The sequence below is a fragment of the Rathayibacter sp. VKM Ac-2762 genome, from assembly GCF_009866585.1.
GTDB lineage: Bacteria > Actinomycetota > Actinomycetes > Actinomycetales > Microbacteriaceae > Rathayibacter.
The window spans coordinates 1,511,933-1,530,109 of sequence record NZ_CP047419.1 but is presented as its reverse complement, the minus strand read 5'-3'; the positions used below and the strand labels follow the sequence as shown (position 1 = coordinate 1,530,109).

The window sequence follows — 18,177 nt, the reverse complement described above, 5'->3', positions numbered from 1 at the left end:
CGCGCCGGTTTCGCGGTGAGCGGAGCGGGCGGCCGGGGCTCCCGGCGGGGACGGGCGGGAGTGTCGGACCCGGTGGCTACCGTGGTCGTGTGACCGCTCCCGCGACCCCCGCTCCCTCCACCGCAGCCTCCGTCGGCGAGGCGATCCCGGGCGAGCCCGCGGTCGTGCTGGACGACTCCCAGCGCGCGGTGCTCGCGCTGCCCGAGGGCCGCAGCGCCGCCGTGCTCGGGGCGCCGGGGACGGGCAAGACCACGACGGTCGTCGAGCTGGTCGCCGAGCGCGTCCTCGAGCGGGGGTACCCGCCCGAGTCGGTCGTGGTGCTCGCGGCCAGCCGCACCGCCGCCACCGCCCTGCGCGACGTGCTCGCCCTGCGGCTGGGAGTGCCGACCCGGGGCCCGCTCGCCCGGACCGCGACCTCGCTCGCGTTCGAGGCGGTCACCTCCTCCGCCAAGGAGCGCGGCCTCGAGCGGCCGACCCTCCTGACCGGCGGCGAGCAGGACGCCCTCCTCTCGGAGCTCGTCGAGGGCCACCTCGAGGAGGGGACCGGCCCGCGGTGGCCGGAGGAGTTCAGCCCCGAGGTGCTGCGGCTGCGGACCTTCCGGACCGAGCTCCGCGAGTTCGGGATGCGGGCGACCGAGCACGGGCTCGACTCGGACGCGATCCGCGCCCTCGGGGTCGACGCCGAGCGCGGCGAGTGGAGCGCGGCGGCCGACGTGCTCGACGAGCTGCGCGAGGTGGTCGAGTGGATGGCGCCCCAGGCGGGGACCCGCCTGGACGCTGCGGAGTTCGCGGCCTATGCGGCCGAGGCGATCCGCGCGGGCGAGGGCGGCGAGCGGATCGACGCGCTGCGCCTCGTCGTCGTCGACGACCTCCAGGAGGCGAGCGAGTCGACGCTCGTGCTGCTGCGGGCGCTGACGGAGCGCGGGGTGACCGTGATCGCGCTGGGCGATCCGGACGTGGCGACCAGCGCCTACCGCGGCGCGGCCTCCGACACGCTCGGCCGGTTCGCCGCGAGCATCGGCGCGTCCGACGTCGAGACGCTGGTGCTCGCGCGCGTGCACCGCCACTCGGCCGCGCTGCGGGCGGTCGTGTCGGCGGCCACCGAGCGGATCGGCACCGCGGCGGCCGGTCGGCAGCAGGCGGCGGTCGCGGCTCCGGCCCCGAGGCGGGCCCGGCGCCGTCCTGGTGCTGCACGCCCCGACGGCGGCGCGAGGCGGCGACGGTGGCGCGGCTGCTGCGCGAGCGGCGGCTGCGCGACGGAGTGCCGTGGCGGCGGATGGCGGTCGTCGTCCGCTCCGGAGCCGCGGTCCAGCCGCTGGTGAAGGCGCTCGCGGTGGCGGAGGTGCCGACCCGCTCCGTGCTCGCCGGACGGGCGTTGCGCGACGATCACGCGGCCCGGGCGCTGCTCGTGCTGGTCGGCGTCGCGATCGGCGAGCGGCCCCTCGACGCGGAGCTAGCGGCGGAGCTGCTGCTCGGCCCGTTCGGCGGGGTCGATCGGCTGGGGCTGCGCAGGCTCCGGCTCGCGCTCCGGGCGGAGGAGCTGGACGGCGGCGGCATCCGCGCGAGCGACCCGCTGCTGGTCGAGGCCCTCGCAGCGCCCGGCCGATTCGCGACCATCGACTCCGCTCCCGCCCGGCAGGCCGAGCGGCTGGCCGTGACGATCGACCGGGTCCGCCGCCTGCACGAGGAGGGGGGCTCGATCGAGGAGCTCCTGTGGTCGGCGTGGGAGTCCAGCCGCGTCGCGTCCTCCTGGCGCGAGCTCGCCCTCGGCACCGGCCTGACCGCCGCCGAGGCCAACCGCAACCTCGACGGCGTGGTCGCCCTCTTCAGCGCCGCGCGCCGGTTCGTGGAGCGGGCGACCGGGCACTCCGCGATCGGCTTCGTCACCGAGATCCTCGAGGCGGAGGTCCCCGAGGACACTCTCGCTCCGCGCTCCGTCGAGGACGCGGTCCTCATCGGCACGCCCTCCTCCGTCGTCGGCCTCGAGTTCGACGTCGTGGTGGTGGCGCGGCTGCAGGACGGCGTCTGGCCCAACCTCCGCCAGCGCGGCTCGCTGCTCGATCCGGACGGCCTGCTGCGGCACGCCCGCGGCGAGGGCGGACTGCCGCTCGACGCCCGCAAGGCCACTCTCGACGACGAGCTCCGGATGTTCGCCCTGGCCGCCTCGCGCGCTCGGCGGCAGCTGGTGCTCAGCGCCGTCGCGGGCGAGGACGAGACGCCCTCCCTCTTCTTCCGGCTCACCCCGCCGGACGCGCCTCGGCTCGATCCGGCCTCCGCGGTGCCGCTCACGCTGCGCGGGGCGGTGGCGGCGCTGCGCCGGACCGCCACCACACCGGACTCGACCGAGGCTCCCGCCGCCATCCGAGGGCTCAGCGCCCTGGCGCTCGCGGAGGTCCCGGGCGCCGACCCCTCCTCCTGGTCCGGGGTGCTCGAGCCCTCGACCACGGAGCCGCTCTTCGACGTCGGCGACCCCGAGCGTCCCGTCTCCGTCTCGCCGAGCCGCCTCGAGGCCTTCGAGCGGTCCCCTCTGGACTGGTTCGTCGACGCCGTCTCCGGCTCCACGACGAGCACGGCGATGGGGGTCGGCACCCTCGTGCACTGGGTCCTCGAGAACGCCGAGCGGCCCGATCCGCAGGAGCTGTGGGCGGCTCTCGAGTCGCGGTGGCCCGAGCTGGTCTTCGAGTCGCCCTGGCTGGGGGAGCGGCAGAAGCGCGTCACACGGCGGCTGATCGACGGCCTCGCGGGCTACCTCGCCGACTTCGAGCGCGGGGGAGGCGTGGTGCTCGGCCGCGAGCAGCAGTTCGAGCTCGACGTCCCGCCCGCCCGGGTGCGGGGCTCGATCGACCGCGTCGAGCGCGCGGCCGACGGCTCCGTCACGATCGTCGATCTCAAGACGGGCCGCAGCACCCCCCGCAAGGACGACATCGCCGAGCACGCGCAGCTGGGCAGCTATCAGCTCGCCGTCGCCGAAGGGGCGATCGAGGCGGCCGACCCGGCCGACGGGGGAGGCGCGAAGCTGCTCTTCGTGGCGACGGGCGTGCGCGGGAAGCCGTACCGCGAGGTGGTCCAGGAGCGCTTCGGCGAGGAGGAGCTGGAGCGGCTGCGCGATCGCGTCCGCGCCGCGGCCCTGGGCATGGCGGCGGCGGGCTTCTCGGGCCTGCTCGACGCGACCCCGTTCTCGCCCGGCGACGCCCTGCGGTACCGCATCCACGCGGTGCCCGAGGTCCCGGGGGACGGTCTCCTGGCGATCGACGAGGTCGACGAGACAGAGGACCTGGAGGACTCCGAGGAGCCGGGTCCCGATGCGCCGGCCGATCCTTCCGGCCCCGCCGACCCCGACCCCTCCGCCGTCCTCGAGGAGGAGCTGCCGTGATCGACGCCCTGACCATCGCCGAGCGCCTCGACCTGCGCCCGCCCACCGCCGAGCAGCGCGCCGTCATCGAGGCGCCGCTCGAGCCTGCCCTGGTGGTCGCCGGTGCCGGCAGCGGCAAGACCGAGACGATGGCGAACCGCGTCCTCTGGCTCCTCGCGAACGGCCACGCGGCGCCGTCGGAGGTGCTCGGCCTCACCTTCACCCGCAAGGCGGCGGCCGAGCTCGGCGAGCGCATCGGGCGGAGGATCGACCAGCTCGGCGCGGCGGGCCTGCTCCCGCTCGCGCCCGGGCAGTCGGCGCCCGACCCGTTCGAGGCCGCCACCGTCTCGACCTACAACGCCTTCGCGAACACGATCTTCCGCGACAACGCGGCCCTGATCGGCCGCGAGGGGGACGCGACCGTGCTCTCCGAGGCCTCCGCCTGGCATCTCGCGCGGGGAGTCGTGGCCGACACGGCCGATCCGCGCATCCTCGAGGTGGAGGCGGGGATCGACCGGCTGACCGACCTCGTCGTCTCGCTCGCGCACGACCTCGCCGACAACCTCGCCGATCCGGCCGCGGTCGCCGCGTTCGCCGAGGACTTCCTCCGCCTGGGCGAGCTGCCGCGTGGAGGCAGCGGCTCGGGGCTCTACCGCGAGCTCGAGAAGGCGCTGCAGGCCGTGGGCGCGCTGCCGGTGCTGACGGCGCTCGCCGAGCGGTTCCAGGAGGCGAAGGCCGAGCGCGGCTTCGTCGAGTTCTCGGACCAGGTGGCCCTCGCGCTGCGGATCGTCGACAGGGTGCCGCGGATCGTGGACGAGCACCGCGCGAGGTACCGGGTGGTGCTCCTCGACGAGTACCAGGACACCTCCGTGCTGCAGACCCGCCTCCTCTCGCGGCTCTTCGCCGGGCAGGGAGTGATGGCGGTGGGCGACCCTCACCAGTCGATCTACGGCTGGCGCGGTGCGAGCGCCGAGGGGCTCGGCCGCTTCGGCACCGATTTCGGGGGAGCGGGCCGCTTCTCCCTCAGCACGAGCTGGCGCAACGGCCGCCGTGTGCTCACCGCCGCGAACGCGATCGTGGAGCCGCTGTCGGCGGGGAGCGCGGTCGCGGTCGACACGCTGAGCGCGGGTCCTCAGGCCTCCGAGCACCCGGTGGAGCTCACCTTCCCCGAGACGATCGAGGAGGAGGCGGACGACGTCGCCGCCTGGTTCGCCGGGCGGCTGCGCGAGAACGCCGAGCCGCCGTCGGCCGCGGTGCTCTTCCGGGTGCGCGCGCACATGGACCGCTTCGCCGCCGCGCTGGCGAAGCACGGCGTCCGGTACCACATCCTCGGCATCGGGGGCCTGCTGCGGCAGCCCGAGATCGCCGACCTCGTCGCCGCGCTCACCGTCGTCGAGGACCCGGCCGCCGGCAGCGAGCTCGTCCGCCTCCTGGCCGGCGCCCGCTGGCGTCTGGGCGTCCGCGACCTCAAGGCGCTGCGCGACCTCGCCTCATGGCTCGCGGCGCGCGACCACGCGCACCGGCTGCTCCCGGAGGAGGTGCGCGAGCGGATGCGCGCGTCCGTCACCGAGGGCGAGGGCGGCTCGATCGTCGAGGCCCTCGACTTCATCGCGGCGCGCCGCCCCGGCGACGACGGGCGGATCGACCACTCCGCGCTCGGCGGGTTCAGCGCCGAGGGCCTGCGGCGCCTGCACGAGGCGGGCACCCTGTTCGCCCGGCTGCGCGCCCGGGCCGGGCTCGACCTCCTCGACTTCGTCACCCTGGTCGAGCAGGAGCTGGGCCTGGACATCGAGGTCGAGGCGAACGAGTCGCGCGGGGACGGCCGCGCCAACCTCGAGGCCTTCCGGGAGGCGGTGGCCGGGTACCTGCAGACGGACGACCGCGGCGCCGGCACCGGCTCCTCCCTCCGCGGATTCCTCCGCTGGCTCGTCCTCGCGGACAAGCGCGACGGCCTGGCCCCGCGACCGGAGGACCCGGAGCCGGGGACGGTGCAGCTGCTGACGATCCACGGCTCCAAGGGTCTGGAGTGGGACCTCGTCGCCGTCCCGCGGATGGTCGACGGCGAGCTCCCCGGCACGCCGGTCGAGGGCTTCCGCGGGTGGGTCAGACTGGGCGCGATGCCCTACGCGTTCCGCGGCGACGCCGCCGAGCTCCCCGATCTCGCCTGGCGCGGCTGCAGCACGCAGAAGGAGGTCGTCGACGCGATCGGAGCGTTCGGCGACACCCTCCGCGAGCGCAACGAGGCGGAGGAGCGGCGTCTCGCCTACGTGGCCGTCACGCGGGCGCGTCACCACCTCCTGCTCAGCGGCTCGTGGTGGGCCGGCCAGGCCAAGCCGCGCGGACCGGGCGTCTTCCTCCGCGACCTCGAGGAGGCCGGCACGATCCCGCCGCTGCCGACCGAGCCCGCGAACGAGGAGAACCCGCTCGAGCGGGCCCCGCGCACGTTCCGCTGGCCCCACGATCCGCTCGGCTCCCGCGGCGACCGGGTCCGCGCCGCCGCCGCCCGGGTCCGCAGCGCCGAGCCCGCTCTGCTCGGAGCGCGCGGCGACGACATCCGCCTGCTGCTCGCCGAGCGGGCGGTGCGGCTGGCCGGGGGCGAGCGCACGCCGCTGCCCACCCGCATCCCCGCCTCCCGGTTCAAGGACATCGTCAGCACGCCGGACGAGGTCGCCGCGCAGCTGCGCCGGCCGATGCCGGAGCGCCCCTACCGGCAGACCCGGCTCGGCACGACCTTCCACTCCTGGGTCGAGAACCGCTTCGGCGTCCAGGGCGGGGCGGAGGCGGTCGACACCTTCCCCGACGAGCTCGACGACGCCGGCCCCGCGTCCGTCGAGCAGGAGCGGCTCGACGCCCTGATCGCCACGTTCGAGCGCTCGGAGTGGGCCGACCGGCACCCGGAGGCGGTCGAGATCGAGATCCACCTCCAGCTCGCCGGCCACGTCGTCGTCTGCAAGCTCGACGCGGTGTACCCGACGGAGGACGGCGTGCAGATCGTCGACTGGAAGACCGGGCGGGCGCCGAAGGACGCCGCCGACCTCGAGCTCAAGCAGTTCCAGCTCGCGCTGTACCGGCTCGCCTACTCGCGCTGGCGGGGGGTGCCGCTCGAGAGCGTCGACGCCGTGTTCTACTTCGTCGCCGACGACCTCGTGCTGCGGCCCGAGCGGTTCTACTCCGAGCGCGAGCTCGCGGAGTCGCTCTCCTCGGCGACGGGAGCGAGCCCGCGGCCGTGAGCGGAGGAGCCCGTGCGGGCTCCCGGCGTGCGGTTGAGCAGCTCCTCGACCTCCGAGACCTCCAGCACCGGGCCGGTGTCGGTCGAGAGGGGCGCGGAGAGGTCGCCGAGCACGCTGTCGACCAGCGTGTCCAGCATGGCGACCGCGTCGTCCACGATGGCGGAGTCGTCGGTCTCGGTGCCGTGCAGCAGCCAGCGGGCGAGCTCGAGCTCGGCGTAGAGCTGGGCGCGCTGGCGGATCGTGCGGTCCACTGCTCCCGCGCGCATCCGGGAGTAGGCGGAGAGCGCCGTCTCCGAGCCCGGGGCGCTCAGCAGCCAGTGCAGGTCGCGCGCCGGGTCGCCGACCCGCAGCGCCGCCCAGCCGAGCACGGCCGCGACGACGTCGCCCGAGCGGAGGAAGGAGTCGGCGGTCATCGAGCCGTTCACCACGGTCGGGTCGAACTGCCAGAGCGCCTCGTCGGAGGAGGCCGACTCCCAGCGCGCGACGAGCGCCGCCGGGACGTGGCCGGTGTCGGCCGCGCGCTCGATCACCGCGACCGTCTCGTTCACGCTGTCGCGCGCGGTCGCGATCGGCAGGCCCGCCTCCTGGACGAACGACACCGGGAGCGAGTGGATCGCCCCGATGGCCCGGCCGATCGAGTCCGCGAGCCCGCTCTGCGCGGCCACGTCGTCGATGAGGACGCGATCTCCCTCGAGGTACTCGTAGACGACCGCGCGGGTGCCGTCGAACGGCGTCTGCCCGACGCTCTCCTGCAGATCGAAGGGCAGGCGGCTGCGGATGCCGGCGGTCAGCGCTCGGAGCGCGACGAGGTCGCCGAGCTGCTCCTGCTCCGCGAGCGCGGACGTGGGAACGCGCACGACGAGGCGGGCGCTCTCGCGCGTCGTCAGCAGGGCGGAGTCGAAGTCGCCGTGCGTCGAGGACGTGAAGGGGCGCGCGGAGCGGACGTCGAGGCCCTCGACGGCCGAGGTGGCCAGCGCGGCTAGAGTGAGATGGGATCTGGCCATGGTTTCCAGGGTAGGCGGCTCGTGCCCGGCCGGCCCGCCGCCACGCGCTGTCCCGCCGATGCCGTCGAAGGCCCGCGACAGCGGTCCTCGCGGCCCCCGTCACGAAATGAGCCCCGGATGTCACTGCCCTTCGCCGATCGCCTCCCGCTCTCGCGACAGGCGGCCGACCGCGACGGCGTCGGACGCTCGCGGCCCGCGCTCTTCGACGAGCTGCTCGCCGATCCCGCCACCCGCGTGCTCGTCCTGCACCACGACCGGACCCTGGTCGAGGCCGACCGCCTCCTCCTGCGCCGCCCCGAGGACGTGACCGCCGGAACCCTCCGGATCTACCTCGGCCGCACGCTCGCCGAGGCCCCCGGCGAGCCGGTCGGAACCCCCGTCATCGCGACCGTCCTCACCGACGCGGCCGCCGCCGAGCTCGAGCCCGACGAGGAGCGGTGGAGCGGCCTGCGCCCGATCGCCGAGCGCCTGAGCGACCGCGACGCGGGCCTGTTCACCGAGGCTCTCGCCATCGCGAACTGGCACGCCTCGCACGGCTACTCGCCCCGCAACGGCGACCCGACCGTCGTCGAGCAGGGCGGCTGGGTCCGCCGCTCGCCCACCGACGGCAGCCAGGTCTTCCCGCGCACGGATCCGGCGATCATCGTCTGCGTCCTCGACGCGGACGACCGCCTCCTCCTCGGCTCGAACGCGATGTGGGGCACCGGCCGCTTCTCCCTGCTCGCCGGCTTCGTCGAGCCGGGCGAGTCGCTCGAGGCCGCCGTGATCCGCGAGATCGGCGAGGAGTCGGGCATGCGCGTCGTCGACCCGCAGTACCTCGGCTCGCAGCCCTGGCCCTTCCCCGCCTCCCTCATGGTCGGCTTCATCGCCCGCCTCGCCGAGGACCAGTCCCCGGAGGATCTGCTCCCGGACGGCGAGGAGATCGTCGAGCTGCGCTGGTTCACCCGGCAGCAGCTGCACGACTCGCTCGAGTCCGTGCTGCTGCCCGGCCGCTCGTCCATCGCCCGCGCGATGATCGAGGACTGGTACGGAGGCGAGCTGGAGAACGGCCCGATCGCGTGACCCTGCTCGACGGACTCGATGAGGGGCAGCGCGAGGCTGCGGAGGCGCTGCTGGGGCCGGTCTGCGTCCTCGCGGGAGCGGGCACGGGCAAGACCCGGACGATCACGCACCGCATCGCGCACGGAGTGGCGACCGGCGTCTACACGCCCGGTCGCGTCATGGCCCTGACCTTCACGAGCCGCGCCGCGGCCGAGCTGCGCTCGCGCCTGCGGGTGCTCGGCGCCGGGGGCGTCCAGGCCCGCACCTTCCACGCCGCCGCCCTCTCGCAGCTCGGCTACTTCTGGCCGCAGCTGGTGGGGGGCACGATGCCCCAGCTGCTCGACGGCAAGGCCCGCCTGCTCGGGCACGCGGCCGAGCGGCTCCGCCTGAAGCTCGACACGGCGACGCTCCGCGACCTCTCGGCCGAGATCGAGTGGCGGAAGGTGTCCGCCCTCTCGCTCGAGCAGTACGCCGTCGCCGCCCGCACGCGCCCCCTGCCCGGACGGCTCACCCTGGAGCAGACGGTCGCGCTCGTGGACGAGTACGAGGGGCTGAAGGACCAGCGCCGCCAGATCGACTTCGAGGACGTCCTGCTCGTGACCGCCGGGATGCTCGAGTCCGAGCCCGCGATGGCGATGCAGGTGCGCGAGCAGTACCGCTTCTTCGTCGTCGACGAGTACCAGGACGTCTCGCCGCTGCAGCAGCGGCTCCTGGAGCTCTGGCTCGGCGACCGGAGCGACCTCTGCGTCGTCGGCGACGCCAGCCAGACCATCTACTCCTTCGCGGGTGCGCGGGCCGACTACCTCCTCGACTTCCCGTCCCGCTGGCCGGCCGCCACCGTGGTGCGCCTGGAGGAGAACTACCGCTCGGCCGTGCCGATCGTGCAGACCGCGAACCGCCTCATGCGGGGCAGGCCCGGCGCCCTCTCGCTCCACGCCGTCGCCGCCGCCGAGGCGCCGGAGCCCGCGATCGACGCCTACCCGGACGACATCGCGGAGGCGCGCGGGATCGCGGCGCGGGTCGCGGCCGACATCGAGGCGGGGGTGCGCCCCTCCGACATCGCGGTCCTCTTCCGCACCAACAGCCAGTCGGCGGTCATCGAGCACGCCCTGCACGAGCGGGGAGTGAGCGCGCACATGCGCGGCGGCAAGCGCTTCTTCGACCTCCCCGAGGTGAAGCAGGCCGTGATGCAGCTGCGCGCGGCGTCCGTGTCGATCAGCGGCGAGCCGCTGTTCAAGTCGGTGAGCGACGTCCTCCGCTCGCTCGGCTGGAGCGCCGAGCCCCCGTCGGCGCCCGGTGCGGTGCGCGACCGGTGGGAGTCGCTGGACACGCTGGCCCGCCTCGTCGACGAGGCCCCTGCCGGATGGACCTTCCGGCAGTTCACCGACGACCTGATCGCACGCCAGCAGGTGCACCACGAGCCGGACCGCGGCGCGGTCACCCTCGCCACGCTGCACTCGGCGAAGGGCCTCGAGTGGGAGTCGGTGCACCTGATGGGGCTCGCCGAGGGCCTGCTGCCGATCTCGTACGCCGCCGGCCTCGAGGCGATCGACGAGGAGCGGCGCCTCCTCTACGTCGGCATCACCCGGGCCCGCCGGCGCCTGCGCCTCTCGTGGGCGCGCTCGACGGTCGGCCGCGTCACGCGGAGGGAGCCGTCGCGCTTCCTCGAAGAGCTCGGCACGCGCACTCGGGGTGCGGCTCCCGCTCCCGCACGGTGAACGCTCCGGAGGCGTCGCTGTAGATCCGCTCGGCCCCGCGGAGCCCTCGCCAGCCCGCGAGCAGCCGCCGCAGCACGGCGTCGGCGGCCGCCACGGCGATCGCCGCGCTCGCGAGCGGCGTGCGGGTGGGGGCTGAGCGGCCGAGCACCTGGATCACGAGGCGCGCGCGATCCGGGTCGAGGTCCATCCGGTCCCGCTCGGCGCAGTGCAGGCACGGTCCGGACCCCGGCTCCACCAGGGGCCCGAGGCGCACCGATTCGTCGCCGAACACCACCGCCAGGTGCGGCACGTCGGCCGCGAGCCAGTGCGCGGCGCGGGCGGGGGCGACCGCGAAGTCGGCGATCAGCACGGCGAGGTCCGGCGTCCCGTCGTCGGCGAGCAGTGAGCAGCCCTCGCTCCGGAGCAGCGTGCGCAGTGCGTCCGGTGCCGCGCCCGTCCCCTCGACGACGACCCGCGGTGCCGGGGGAGGGCCTGGCTCGACGCTGCGCAGCAGGACCGGCCGGAGCGCCTCGAGCACCTCGTCGACCCGCGCCTCGCTCGCTCCGGCGCGCGCCGCGATCAGGCGGACGGTGCCGGCGCTGGTGCCCACGCGGAGGGCGTCGAGCAGCAGCTCCTCCGGGTAGCCGATGCCGTCCAGCACCGCGTGCGGCCGGTCGAGGCCGAGCTGCACCGCGGTCGCGGAGCGCCAGAGCAGGGGGAGTCGGGGATCGAGCCGGAGCACCATCCGGCGATCATGACCGAGACCGGCCCGGCGCCGCGCGAGTTGTCCACAGGCGGGCGCCGGACGGGGGGTCAGACGGGGCGGTCGCCCGTGGGGGAGGAGCCGCGGTCGTCGTCGTCCGGCGAGCCGGCGTCGTCGGTCGTGTCCGGAGCGTCTCCGGAGGCGCCGTCGCCCTCGCGCGGCATCGTGCCGTTCAGCAGGTCCTCCAGCGCGCGGTCCATCTCGTCGGGCTCCGGGGTCTCGCCGCGGGCCTCGGCCGTGAGCCGGGCGACGAGCGCGCTCGGGTCGTCCAGGTCCTCCGAGCCGGGGAGCAGGTCGGGGTGCGACCAGAGGGAGTCGCGGGCCTCGGGCCCGACGGCGTCGGTCACGGCCTGCCACATCGCGGCGGCCTCGCGGAGGCGGCGCGGGCGCAGCTCCAGGCCGACGAGGGTGGCGAAGGCGGATTCGGCCGGCCCGCCGGAGGCGCGGCGGCGGCGGACCGTCTCGGCGATCGCCCCGGCGCTGGGCAGGCGGGTGGTCGCCGCCGCGGTGACGACGTCGACCCACCCCTCGATGAGGGCGAGGACGGTCTCGAGGCGGCCGTGCGCGGCGAGCTGCTCCTCCGTCTTCGGCGGGATGAGCGCGCCGGAGGTCATCGCGTCGCGGAGCTCCTCGGGGTTCGACGGGTCGAAGCCCTCGGCCAGCTCCTCGAGGCGGGTGGTGTCGATGCTGATCCCGCGCGCGAAGTCGGTGATCTGCGAGATGAGGGCGAGACGGAGCCACTTGCCGTGCCGGAAGAGGCGGGCGTGCGCGAGCTCGCGGACCGCCAGGTACAGCTGCACCTGGTCGAGCGGGATGTCGAGGCCCTCGCCGAACGCGGCGACGTTCTGCGGCAGGATCGCCGCGTCGTTCTCCTCCAGCAGCGGGATGCCGATGTCGCCGCCCGAGACGACCTCGGCGGCGAGCTGCCCGACGACCTGGCCCAGCTGCAGGGCGAACAGGGTGCCGCCGATCCCGCGCATCATGCCCTCGGCACCGGCGATCATCGCCTGCATCTCCTCCGGGGCCTGCTCGCGGAGCACGCGGGTCAGCGCGTCCGAGATGCTCAGCGCCACCGGCTCGGCGAGCTGGGTCCAGACCGGCATCGTCAGGGAGATCCACTCGAGGCGGCTGATCGAGCGCGGCGTGCGGCTCAGCTCGGAGACGTACGCGACCTCGTCGAGCCAGAGCGCGGCGACGCCGAAGGCCGCGTCGATCGGAGCCCGCACGGAGTCGGACACCGGCGCGGACTCGGCGCGCGCGAGCTGCTTCGCCTGCTCGAGCGAGAGCGTCCAGTTGACGCCGCCGTCGCCGTTCTGCTGCATCGCGCTCTGCAGCTGCGAGAGCAGGTTCTGCAGGGCCACCGGGTCGTTCGGCAGTCCCGCCGCTCCGGCGAGCTGCGAGGGGTCGACCGGGCCGTTCCCCGAGAGGAACTGCCGCAGCATCTCCCGGAACTCGTCCTCGGAGCCGCCGCCCGCTCGGTCCGCACTGTCGCCATCGGCCATCGGGATCAGCCCTCCGTCGCTCACGTGAATCCGGTCGCCGCACCGCCTCCGCGGCCCTGCACAGGGCGCCGGTTCCGGCGCGACTCCCAGTCGTGCAAGCTACGTTAGCCCGAGCGCCCGGGGCCTCGGCGTGCAGAGCACCGCTCGGGCCCAGCCCGCTTCCGCCCGCCGCGAACATCCCGGCGGAGCCGCTCCACCCGTTGCCAGAAAGGCCCCCGTGTCGCTGTTCTCCGACGACCCGCGCCCCTCCTCCTCCCCGCGCCGCCCGTGGGTCGGACCGGTCGTCCTCCTCTCGGGTGTCGCCGTCGTGGTCGGTCTGGGCGTCGCGCCCGCCCCCTACGTGATCGAGCAGCCCGGCCCCGTGTTCGACACTTTGGGCAGCAGCAAGGACGTGCCCCTCATCTCGATCCCGGACCGCACCACCTATCCCACGGCCGGCACGCTCGACATGCTCACCGTGTCGGTCGTCGGCAACCCGCAGAGCCTGCCCACCTGGGTCGAGGTCGCGAGCGCCTGGTTCGACAGGACCAAGGCGGTCGTCCCGGTCGACGCGATCTTCCCTCCCTCCTCCACGGTCGAGGAGCGCGACGAGGCGAACCAGGCCGAGATGACCGACTCCCAGCAGGAGGCGATCGCCGCCGCGCTCACCGAGCTCGGCTACCCCGTCGAGCAGCGCGTCTCGGTCGTGCAGGTGCCCGAGGGCTCCCCGGCCGAGGGCGTCCTGGAGGCGGGGGACGAGATCCTCGCGGTCGCGGGCACCCCTGTCGCCGACGCGACCGCCCTGCGCGCGACCCTGCAGACCCTGGGCACCGGCTCCCCGGTGCAGGTCAGCATCGAGCGCGAGGGCGTCCGGCAGGAGGTGGAGGTCACGCCGCGCGACTCGAACGGCGCCGCCGTCATCGGCGTCCTCCCCGGAGCGGCCTTCGACTTCCCGTTCGAGGTCGACATCCAGCTGGACGACGTGGGCGGGCCGAGCGCGGGCATGATGTTCGCCCTCGGGATCATCGACAAGCTCACCGAGGGCGAGCTCAACGGCGGGCGGAGCGTCGCCGGGACCGGCACGATCGACGCGGCCGGCGAGGTCGGCGCCATCGGCGGGATCCGCCAGAAGCTCTACGGGGCGGAGGGTGCCGGAGCCGAGTACTTCCTCGCCCCCGCGACCAACTGCAACGAGGTCGTCGGCCACGTCCCCGACGGGCTCGACGTGCTCGCGGTCTCGACCCTCGACGACGCCCTCGCCGCACTGAAGGGCATCGCCGCGGGCGACACCTCCGGGCTGCCGGACTGCAGCACCGCCGCTCCCCTCGACTGATCCCGCCCGCCGACCCCGGGTCGACGCCCAGGTGAGCCGGACAGCCGTCGCATAGCATGGGTGGCCTCCCCTCACATCTCGACAGCAAGAGGCCCTCACGTGAGTTCCACAGCAACCGAAACCCCGCCGCGGAAGAGACGGAGCGTCCTCGCCGTCACTGTCGTGGTGGTGGCCGTCCTGGTGGTGGCGTTCTTCGTCTTCGCCGGTCTGTACACCGACATCCTCTGGTACGACCAGCTCGGCTTCCTCTCCGTGCTCACGACGCAGTGGGCGGCGGCGGGCGGTCTCTTCGTCATCGGCTTCGTCGCCATGGCCGTGCCGGTGTTCATCAGCCTGATGCTGGCGTACCGCCTCCGGCCGGTCTACGCGAAGCTCAACTCGCAGATCGACCGCTACCAGCAGGTCGTGGAGCCGCTGCGGCGCCTGGCCACCTTCGGGATCCCCGCGGTGCTCGGCCTCTTCGCCGGCGTCTCCTCCGCCACCCGCTGGCAGACGAGCCTCACCTTCTGGAACCGCACGCCCTCGGGCACCACGGATCCGCAGTTCGGCCTCGACACGTCGTTCTACCTCTTCGAGCTGCCCTTCTACCAGAGCATCGTCGGCTTCGCGTCGGCGGTCCTGCTGATCTCGGCGTTCGCGACCCTCGCCACCGGCTACCTCTACGGAGCGATCCGGGTGAACGGCCGCGAGATCCGCATCTCGAAGGCCTCGCGCATCCAGCTGGCGGTCATCGCCGCCCTCTACCTCGCCGTGCAGGCGGTCAGCCTCTGGCTCGACCAGTACGCGACGCTCGCGCAGCAGGGGCCCCGCATCACCGGCGCCACCTACTCCACCGTCAACGCGACGATCCCGGGCCTGCAGATCCTGGCCGGCATCGCGGCGCTGGTCGCGATCCTCTTCGTCGTCACCGCCTTCATCGGCCGCTGGCGCTTCCCGGTCATCGGCACCGCGCTGCTGATCGTGTCGAGCCTGCTCGTCGGCTCCCTCTACCCCTGGATCGTGCAGAAGTTCCAGGTCGAGCCCAACGAGCGCACGCTCGAGCAGCCCTTCATCCAGAACAACATCGACATGACGCGCCAGGCCTACGGCGTCAGCGACGTCGACGTCATCCCCTACGACGCGACCACCGACGCGGAGCCGGGCGCCCTGCGCTCGGACGCCGAGACCACCGCGAACATCCGCATCCTCGACCCCGCCGTCGTCACCGACGCGTTCTCGCAGCTGCAGCAGTTCCGCCAGTACTACAAGTTCGGCGACACGCAGAACGCGCTCGACGTCGACCGCTACTCCATCGACGGATCGACGCAGGACGCCGTGGTCGGCGTCCGCGAGCTGAACCTCAACGGCCTCGGCACCAACCAGACCTGGTACAACCAGACGCTGGTCTACACCCACGGCTACGGCCTGGTCGCCGCGTACGGCAACCAGCGATCGGCCGACGGCGAGCCGGTGTTCATCGAGTCCGGCGTCCCGACGACGGGCGACCTCGGCGACTACGAGCCGCGGATCTACTTCGGCGAGAACTCCCCGCCGTACTCGATCGTGGGCGGCAACGACTCGCGCGACATCGAGCTCGACTACCCCTCGGGCACCGACGGCGCGCAGCAGACCTACACGACCTTCGACGGCGAGGGCGGCCCCGCTCTCGACAACGTCTTCAAGAAGCTCGTCTACGCGATCAAGTTCCAGTCCGAGCAGATCTTCCTCTCGGACGGCGTGAACGACGACTCGCAGATCCTCTACGACCGCGATCCCGTGCAGCGCGTCCAGAAGGTCGCGCCGTACCTCAAGCTCGACTCCGACGCCTACCCGACCGTCGTCGACGGCCGCGTGAAGTGGGTCGTCGACGGGTACACCACCTCGGCCGACTACCCGTACTCGGAGGTGCAGAGCCTCTCGCAGGCGATCGCCGACACGAACACGCAGCAGCAGTTCCCGACCGACGACGTCAACTACATCCGCAACTCGGTGAAGGCGACCGTCGACGCGTACGACGGCAGCGTCACGCTCTACGCGTGGGACACCGAGGACCCGATCCTGCAGACCTGGCAGAAGATCTTCCCGACCACGGTGAAGCCCGTGAGCGACATGTCGGGCGAGCTGCTCAGCCACGTCCGGTACCCGGAGGACCTCTTCAAGGTCCAGCGCGCGGTCCTCGGCACCTACCACGTCACCGACGCGGGCTCCTTCTACTCCCGCGAGGACGCCTGGGCGACGCCGAACGACCCGACGAGCGGAGCCGCGACCACGGCCGCCGCGACCGGCACCAGCCTGCAGCCTCCGTACTACCTGACGCTGCAGACGCCGGATCAGGACGTGCCGTCGTACTCGCTCTACTCGACGTACATCCCGGCGAGCGTCCAGGGCGCGCAGGCCAGCCGCAACGTGCTGACCGGCTACCTCGTGGCCGACTCCGACGCCGGCTCGACGGCGGGCTCCGTGGCCGACGGCTACGGCACGCTCCGCCTGCTCGAGCTGCCGAAGGACGACACGGTGCCCGGCCCCGGCCAGGTGCAGAACGCGTTCACCACCGACCCGACGGTCGCGAACGAGCTGAACATCCTCTCCCGCGGCGACACCACCGTCACGAGGGGCAATCTGCTCACGCTGCCGGTCGGCGGCGGCCTGCTCTACGTCCAGCCGATCTACGTGCGCTCCAACGGAGACACGAGCTTCCCGCTCCTGCAGAAGGTGCTGGTCGCGTTCGGTGACGACATCGCCTTCGAGGACACCCTCGACGCGGCCCTCGACAGCCTCTTCGGCGGCGACTCGGGAGCCGACGCGGGCGACACCGGCACGCCGACGACTCCGGACGCCGGCACCGGCACCTCGGGCGGCGACACCGGAGGCGACGCGGGCGGCACGACCGGCGGCACCGGCTCCACGCCGGCCACGGGCGACCAGACGGCGCTGCAGCAGGCGCTGAACGACGCGCGGGACGCACTCACGGCTCGCGAGAACGCCCTCAAGGCGGGCGACCTCACCGCCTTCGCGGCGGCGGACGAGCAGCTGACCGAGGCGCTCTCGCGGGCGCTGCAGGCCGAGGGCGGCCAGTAGCCCGCATGGTGCAGGTCGACCGCGGCGAGCACCTCCGCTCGGGGGAGTGGCTCGAGCTGAACCGCACGTACTGGGAGGAGCGCACCGGCGAGGGTGCGCTCCACCCGGAGCTCGTCACCGCGGCGCTCCTCGACCCCGGGCCGAGGATCCTCCAGCTCGGCTCGGGCGACGGGCTCGACGCGCTCGAGCTCGCCGAGCGCGGCGCCCGCGTGGTGGGCGTCGACTTCTCGATGCCCGCGGTGCGCCGAGCACGCGCCGCCGCCGCGGACAGGGACCTCGCCGGCTCCGCCCGCTTCGTCTGCGCGAACCTCTACGAGCTGCGGCACATGCTGCCGGAGCCCGACTCGTTCGACGTCGTGCTCTGCAGCGCCGGCGTCGTCTCGTGGCTCCCCGACCTGGAGGAGTGGGCGCGGCTGGTGGAGTGGTTCGTCGCCCCCGGCGGCGCGGTGCTCGTCGCCGCGTCGTCGTCCGCTCCCGTCGACGCCGACGTCCGCACCTGGTCGCGCACCTCGTCCGAGCTCGCAGCCGCCCTGACGGCGGTCGGGCTGAGCGTGGACGGGAGCGCCGCGCTGCGCGCCGCCAAGCCCGCCTGAGACCGGAGCCCGCTCCCACCGCCGCGTCGATTTGCACCGGCGCCGGAACGCGTGTAATGTCTCTTCTTGTGCCGCGGGGTGGAGCAGTTCGGTAGCTCGCTGGGCTCATAACCCAGAGGTCGTAGGTTCAAATCCTGCCCCCGCAACAAGAAAGCGAAAGCCGGTCCTGAGAAGGGCCGGCTTTCGTCGTTAACACAGGTCGCGGACGTGCTGCCCGCGGCTGACAGTGGGCGGGCGGAGACCTCAATCGCCCTCGATCACGCTCAGCACGTTGCCCGCCGGATCGCGGAACCAGCAGATCGTCGGCCCGTGGCCGCGCATCACTCCGTCCGCATCGGTCGGCAGCGACGGGTCGTCGTAGATCGCCGTGGTGACGCCTGCCGCGTGCAGCTCGGCGACCGCCGCGTCGACGTCCTCCACCGAGAAGTTCAGGATCGTGAACGACGCCGGCTCGTGGTCCGGCTTCGGGTACGCGATCGCGCGGCCTCCGCCCGGCAGCCGGATGTCGAGGATCCCCATCGCGTTCAGCTCGACCTCGAGCCCGAGCACTCCGCCGTAGAAGGCCCGCGCCGCCTCCACGTCGTCCACGCTGAAGCCGCTGAAGGCCCTCTCGCTCCGGATCATCG

At 73.8% G+C, this 18,177-nt stretch carries 12 protein-coding genes and 1 tRNA gene; 9 read left to right on the top strand and 4 right to left on the bottom strand.

What is annotated here, in order from left to right; genetic code table 11:
* Positions 1-89 precede the first annotated feature (89 nt).
* The 3 genes from GTU71_RS16410 to GTU71_RS07225 are packed head-to-tail and all read left to right on the top strand — an operon-like array spanning position 90 to position 6,582.
* Positions 90-1,322 carry a UvrD-helicase domain-containing protein gene (locus tag GTU71_RS16410; protein WP_244230657.1) on the top strand — a complete coding sequence of 411 codons (1,233 nt, stop codon included), beginning with the start codon at positions 90-92 and terminating at the stop codon, positions 1,320-1,322.
* Entirely contained in the window at positions 1,223-3,373 is a 2,151-nt protein-coding gene (locus tag GTU71_RS07230; RefSeq protein ID WP_244230656.1) for a UrvD/REP family ATP-dependent DNA helicase, read from the top strand. The genes GTU71_RS16410 and GTU71_RS07230 overlap by 100 nt, the downstream gene beginning before the upstream one ends.
* A complete protein-coding gene (locus tag GTU71_RS07225) occupies positions 3,370-6,582 on the top strand; it encodes an ATP-dependent DNA helicase (protein ID WP_159939562.1) in 3,213 nt (1,070 codons plus the stop codon). Before GTU71_RS07230 ends, GTU71_RS07225 begins: the two co-directional genes overlap by 4 nt.
* Here the strand turns inward: GTU71_RS07225 and GTU71_RS07220 are convergent.
* Positions 6,519-7,586 (bottom strand): phosphotransferase, encoded by a 1,068-nt coding sequence (locus GTU71_RS07220; protein WP_159939561.1) that lies wholly within the window; start codon positions 7,584-7,586, stop codon positions 6,519-6,521. The two genes, GTU71_RS07225 and GTU71_RS07220, sit on opposite strands and share 64 nt — an antisense overlap.
* A gap of 117 nt (positions 7,587-7,703) precedes the next feature.
* On the opposite strand from GTU71_RS07220, the gene nudC reads away from it, so the two are divergent.
* Together nudC and GTU71_RS07210 are read left to right on the top strand one after the other, a co-directional pair.
* On the top strand, positions 7,704-8,648 hold the full coding sequence (gene nudC / locus GTU71_RS07215) for an NAD(+) diphosphatase (protein WP_104262666.1): 945 nt from the start codon (positions 7,704-7,706) through the stop codon (positions 8,646-8,648).
* A complete protein-coding gene (locus tag GTU71_RS07210) occupies positions 8,645-10,345 on the top strand; it encodes an ATP-dependent helicase (RefSeq protein ID WP_104224836.1) in 1,701 nt (566 codons plus the stop codon). Before nudC ends, GTU71_RS07210 begins: the two co-directional genes overlap by 4 nt.
* Here GTU71_RS07210 and GTU71_RS07205 read toward each other — a convergent pair.
* Both GTU71_RS07205 and GTU71_RS07200 read right to left on the bottom strand, forming a co-directional pair.
* Positions 10,266-11,069, bottom strand: a complete 804-nt coding sequence (locus tag GTU71_RS07205) for a hypothetical protein (protein ID WP_104327466.1) — start codon at positions 11,067-11,069, stop codon at positions 10,266-10,268. The two genes, GTU71_RS07210 and GTU71_RS07205, sit on opposite strands and share 80 nt — an antisense overlap.
* Positions 11,070-11,137: 68 nt before the next feature.
* Positions 11,138-12,589 carry a zinc-dependent metalloprotease gene (locus GTU71_RS07200; RefSeq protein WP_104238192.1) on the bottom strand — a complete coding sequence of 484 codons (1,452 nt, stop codon included), beginning with the start codon at positions 12,587-12,589 and terminating at the stop codon, positions 11,138-11,140.
* A 217-nt stretch (positions 12,590-12,806) separates the two neighbouring features.
* Here GTU71_RS07200 and GTU71_RS07195 point away from each other — a divergent pair, with 217 nt between their 5' ends.
* The 4 genes from GTU71_RS07195 (at position 12,807) to GTU71_RS07180 (ending at position 17,697) form a co-directional block, all read left to right on the top strand.
* Complete coding sequence (locus GTU71_RS07195; RefSeq protein WP_104233183.1) at positions 12,807-13,901, top strand: PDZ domain-containing protein; 1,095 nt, start codon at positions 12,807-12,809, stop codon at positions 13,899-13,901.
* A 99-nt stretch (positions 13,902-14,000) separates the two neighbouring features.
* Positions 14,001-16,958: a UPF0182 family protein gene (locus tag GTU71_RS07190; RefSeq protein ID WP_181027225.1), complete on the top strand. Its 2,958-nt coding sequence runs from the start codon at positions 14,001-14,003 to the stop codon at positions 16,956-16,958.
* A 5-nt stretch (positions 16,959-16,963) separates the two neighbouring features.
* The gene (locus GTU71_RS07185; RefSeq protein ID WP_159939560.1) at positions 16,964-17,551 is read left to right on the top strand and encodes a methyltransferase domain-containing protein; all 588 of its coding nucleotides are present in this window, start codon (positions 16,964-16,966) and stop codon (positions 17,549-17,551) included.
* 72 nt (positions 17,552-17,623) lie between these two features.
* Positions 17,624-17,697 (top strand) — tRNA-Met (locus GTU71_RS07180).
* 97 nt (positions 17,698-17,794) lie between these two features.
* On the opposite strand, the gene GTU71_RS07175 is transcribed toward GTU71_RS07180, so the two are convergent.
* Positions 17,795-18,175 carry a VOC family protein gene (locus GTU71_RS07175; RefSeq protein WP_104226951.1) on the bottom strand — a complete coding sequence of 127 codons (381 nt, stop codon included), beginning with the start codon at positions 18,173-18,175 and terminating at the stop codon, positions 17,795-17,797.
* Positions 18,176-18,177 lie beyond the last annotated feature (2 nt).

Coding starts and splice junctions, on each gene's coding strand:
- GTU71_RS07185 (WP_159939560.1), top strand. CDS start 16,964: ATGGTGCAGGTCGACCGCGGCGAGCACCTCCGCTCGGGGGAGTGGCTC.
- GTU71_RS07175 (WP_104226951.1), bottom strand. CDS start 18,175: ATGATCCGGAGCGAGAGGGCCTTCAGCGGCTTCAGCGTGGACGACGTG.
- GTU71_RS07220 (WP_159939561.1), bottom strand. CDS start 7,586: ATGGCCAGATCCCATCTCACTCTAGCCGCGCTGGCCACCTCGGCCGTC.
- nudC (WP_104262666.1), top strand. CDS start 7,704: ATGTCACTGCCCTTCGCCGATCGCCTCCCGCTCTCGCGACAGGCGGCC.
- GTU71_RS07205 (WP_104327466.1), bottom strand. CDS start 11,069: ATGGTGCTCCGGCTCGATCCCCGACTCCCCCTGCTCTGGCGCTCCGCG.
- GTU71_RS07200 (WP_104238192.1), bottom strand. CDS start 12,589: ATGGCCGATGGCGACAGTGCGGACCGAGCGGGCGGCGGCTCCGAGGAC.